This window comes from Enterococcus raffinosus (genome assembly GCF_001886185.1).
Lineage (GTDB): Bacteria > Bacillota > Bacilli > Lactobacillales > Enterococcaceae > Enterococcus_A > Enterococcus_A raffinosus.
This window is the reverse complement of sequence record NZ_JXLA01000079.1, coordinates 1-3,609: the sequence shown is the minus strand read 5'-3', so window position 1 is coordinate 3,609 and position 3,609 is coordinate 1. Positions and strand designations below refer to the sequence as shown.

At 38.1% G+C, this 3,609-nt stretch carries 5 protein-coding genes and 1 tRNA gene; all 6 read left to right on the top strand.

Annotation, left to right across the window (positions count from 1 at the left end; translation table 11 throughout):
- Positions 1-33 precede the first annotated feature (33 nt).
- Positions 34-1,068 carry a hypothetical protein gene (locus tag RV13_RS20085; RefSeq protein ID WP_010743577.1) on the top strand — a complete coding sequence of 345 codons (1,035 nt, stop codon included), beginning with the start codon at positions 34-36 and terminating at the stop codon, positions 1,066-1,068.
- A gap of 70 nt (positions 1,069-1,138) precedes the next feature.
- Complete coding sequence (locus RV13_RS20080; protein ID WP_010743576.1) at positions 1,139-1,477, top strand: hypothetical protein; 339 nt, start codon at positions 1,139-1,141, stop codon at positions 1,475-1,477.
- Positions 1,478-1,479: 2 nt separating this feature from the next.
- Positions 1,480-1,749 (top strand): phage holin family protein, encoded by a 270-nt coding sequence (locus RV13_RS20075; RefSeq protein ID WP_010743575.1) that lies wholly within the window; start codon positions 1,480-1,482, stop codon positions 1,747-1,749.
- A gap of 117 nt (positions 1,750-1,866) precedes the next feature.
- Positions 1,867-2,880 (top strand): peptidoglycan amidohydrolase family protein, encoded by a 1,014-nt coding sequence (locus RV13_RS20070; RefSeq protein WP_010743573.1) that lies wholly within the window; start codon positions 1,867-1,869, stop codon positions 2,878-2,880.
- 271 nt (positions 2,881-3,151) lie between these two features.
- Positions 3,152-3,225 (top strand) — tRNA-Ile (locus tag RV13_RS20065).
- Positions 3,226-3,348: 123 nt separating this feature from the next.
- Positions 3,349-3,609: linear amide C-N hydrolase (locus RV13_RS20060; protein WP_143142053.1), on the top strand; the 261-nt coding region annotated here is incomplete at its 3' end.

Sequence of the window (3,609 nt, the reverse complement as noted above, 5' to 3'; positions counted from 1 at the left end):
TCTTCAAAATATATATTACGAGAAGGTGAGTAAATGGCTTATGAAAAACAAACTTGGATTCCTTATGATGACAATAAAACAGAGGAACAAAATATTCAGGCGGGAGCAGTAGTTACTGCTGAAAGAATCAATCATTTAGAGGACGGATTGGATGAACATGATAAAGATACGACTAATCCGCACAAGGTAACAAAAGCCCAAGTTGGCTTAGGAAACGTGACCAATGTTGAACAAGCGCCTAAAACTGATCTTACCTCCCATACATCAAATAAAACCAATCCTCATGGAGTTACCAAAAGCCAAGTTGGACTAGGAAACGTATCAAATGTGGAGCAAGCCAGTAAAACGGAGTTCAATAGTCATGTTGCTGATAAAACGAATCCGCATTCCGTAACGAAGGCTCAAGTTAACCTCGGTAATGTCGACAACTACGCTACGGCTAATCAGACTGATGCGGAGCTGGGGATTGCTGGTAATAAATTTATGACGCCAATTGGTGTAAAGCAACACGTTGATTCTCGTATGGCGACGCAGGAAGAAGTAGACGAAGGGGAAGCAAGGGATAAAATTGTTAGTCCTAAGACGCTTGATAAAAAGTTAGATGATTTAAATGTATCAGGTGGTTTTGGTGCATTTAACATGAGTGTTTTCAATGGGGAGCAAGGACAAATAACTGGTAGTGGAATTCATGGGAAAGAGGTCAAATCAGGAACTCAAGTGCTACACATGCGGCCAGATGACCCAGTGGCAGAGAGAGCGTCCAATGGTCGGATTAAAATCCAAAAAGCTGGAACGTATTTATTTATCATTCACACGTGGTATCAAATAGGCACACAAACAAATGGTTACCTGTATTTCAATTTGTTAAAGAATGGCTCTCGTGCCGGCAACAATGATCGAGTGACTGGTCAAGGGGTAGATGCACTCAAGAATAGATGGGACGGCACAGGGCAGTGTGTAAACACAGCGAATGCAGGAGATGAGTTTTCTGTAGGTATTGAAACCAATATTACCGGCAGTTTCACGAGTGTTGGCACAAAAACTATTACAGTTATCAAATTAGCATAGATAAATAAGCAACGATTTAGCACACTTTCGAGTGTGCTTTTTCAATTATTGAAAGGAAGGCGGAAAGCATGTGTTAGAAAAATTTCTGGAAATTAACAGTTTCTTGATGGCAATTGGATTAGGGGGATTCTTAAAGATTTTCCACAATATTTATAAAGCGGTCAAGGGAAATAAGGATCAAACGGAAAATAGATTCAAACGTTTGGAATATGCGAATGTAGCCATTCTGCATGACAAAATTTATAAGCAATGCTCCGAATTTTTGGAGCAGGGTTGGATTTCTATAGATGATCTAGAAAATTTAGAGTACTTGTGGCGTGGATATCGGGAACTTGGCGGTAACGGAACTGGAGAAACACTGTATAAAAAAGTGTTGGATTTGCCGAATAAACTAAAGGAGGAAAAATAGTTATGGATTTATCATTTATTACAGAAAATTTTGTACCAGTTATTGTAGTTGCCTGTTTAATAGTTGGGTATGTAATCAAGGTTACGCCGCTATTTAATAAAGTAGCGAACGCTTATATCCCTTTGATTGTAGCAGCGTTAGGAGCGATTTTGGGCGGTGTTATGAACGGTATAGGCGTGGAGTCAATTGTTTATGGCGCAGTGAGTGGTTTAGCTTCTACAGGCTTGCATCAAATGTTTTCAAAATTATTGAATTTAGGAGGGAATGAGTAACATGGACATGAAAAAAGCGAAGGAACTTTACGAAAAATCGAATGATAAAAACGTAGGGTTGCAACCTCAACCAAAAGAAATCGAAAACATTAAAGAAGAAAAAGAGGAGAAAAAATAATGGCTATTAATATCGAAAAAGGATTAGCCGTCGTTCAAAAATTTGTAAATAATTGCTACTACAGCATGTATGGTTCTCGCTACTATACGGATGGTACATGCGACTGTTCAGGCTCTGTTTATCGTATTTTGCGCGAATCTGGTGGTTTTAACTATGGATATATTCCTAGCACTGAAACACTACATGACTATCTTTTAAAGCTAGGGTATGAAAAGATCGCAGAAAATACAGACTTTCCAATGCAACGCGGCGATGTAATTATTTGGGGGAAAAAGGGTTACTCTGCAGGGGCAGGCGGTCATACAGGCGTAGCACTAGATAATCAAAACTGGATTGAATGCACTGGTTGGAAAATGACTACGATCATTGCTAATCACGATCAACGATGGGTGATGGCCGGATGTCCTTATTTTTATGCGTACCGTTTAAAAACTGGAGCATCTAGCTCAACATCGTCGAATACAGCGACAACAACACCTGCAACTGGAAATAAAAACGGTATCGCGATTGACAACGTGTCGAAAGATCAAGCGGTTAAAATGGTGCAACGCATTCAAACACGATATGCATGGACTTTATTGCGCGATCAAGTAAAACGAGTGTTTCAGCCGAACAAGGTTTATACTTTAATAATCTCGTGTGATTCTAAGTGGAAATACGAGAACGCTGTAAATCGCTTGAAACAAGAACTAAAGTCATACTATCCAACTTATATGCAGCAAAATATTGCGATTGTTGATGGAGATAAACCTATCATTAAAATTGAAGCTAGGAATCTTAATGATGAACAAAGCAAAAAAATAGAAGGGCATATGCGCAACTTCCTGAAAGATGTATTGTTGGATAGACAAACGTACGCAGAAGCTAATAGCTACGGAACTTACGATGTACGCGTCAAAGGTGAAGGATTTAACGATCACGACGCACCAATCGTCTTGAAAGAAATTCAGGAGATGGGTAAAGCAAATGACGTGAAGATTGACCCGAGCCATATTAAAGGATTTAAGTATTAAAAAATATTGACTCCGATGGAGTGTGTATGATAGTTTTATAGCATCGAAGGTAGCACCTCGATATACCGTAATGACTGACCGATACTAGCTTCTCGGTCAGTCTTTTCATTTTTGAAGCTAAATAGTTGCTCTAAAACTAGTATACGAATACTATCTAAATAGGGATTCCTGATACAGTATCATTGATAGTAATTTAAGAGACTGTGGGGAAGTTCAGGAATCCCTAGTTTATATTCTAACGCTTTGTATGCGTTTGCACAAATAATTCCTTGTACCTTTAGCTCAGTTGGTTAGAGCAGACGGCTCATAACCGTCCGGTCGTAGGTTCGAGTCCTATGGGGTACATAATATTGTCAATTTATAAAAAACGAAAACGTTTTTTTGTATGCGATGTGCTTTTCTTTTGATATACGAAATTATTAGGAGTAATATGGGGTTAAATGAACTATTATTTAGGGGGAATAACTTATGTGTACGTCCATCACTTATGTTACAAATGATCATTATTTTGGAAGGAATTTTGATTATGAAATATCTTACAATGAAGTAGTCACTGTTACTCCAAGAAATTATAAATTAGTTTTTCGAAAGGTAAATAATTTGGATAAGCATTATGCAATGATTGGTATTGCCGCAGGTATAAGTGACTATCCTCTTTATTATGATGGTACCAATGAAAAGGGTTTGAGTATGGCTGGATTAAATTTTTCTGGGTATGCTGATTATAAA

What these genes read in the sequence shown, in the direction of transcription:
- RV13_RS20085 (WP_010743577.1), top strand. Translation starts at nt 34, where the DNA reads ATGGCTTATGAAAAACAAACTTGGATTCCTTATGATGACAATAAAACA.
- RV13_RS20075 (WP_010743575.1), top strand. Translation starts at nt 1,480, where the DNA reads ATGGATTTATCATTTATTACAGAAAATTTTGTACCAGTTATTGTAGTT.
- RV13_RS20070 (WP_010743573.1), top strand. Translation starts at nt 1,867, where the DNA reads ATGGCTATTAATATCGAAAAAGGATTAGCCGTCGTTCAAAAATTTGTA.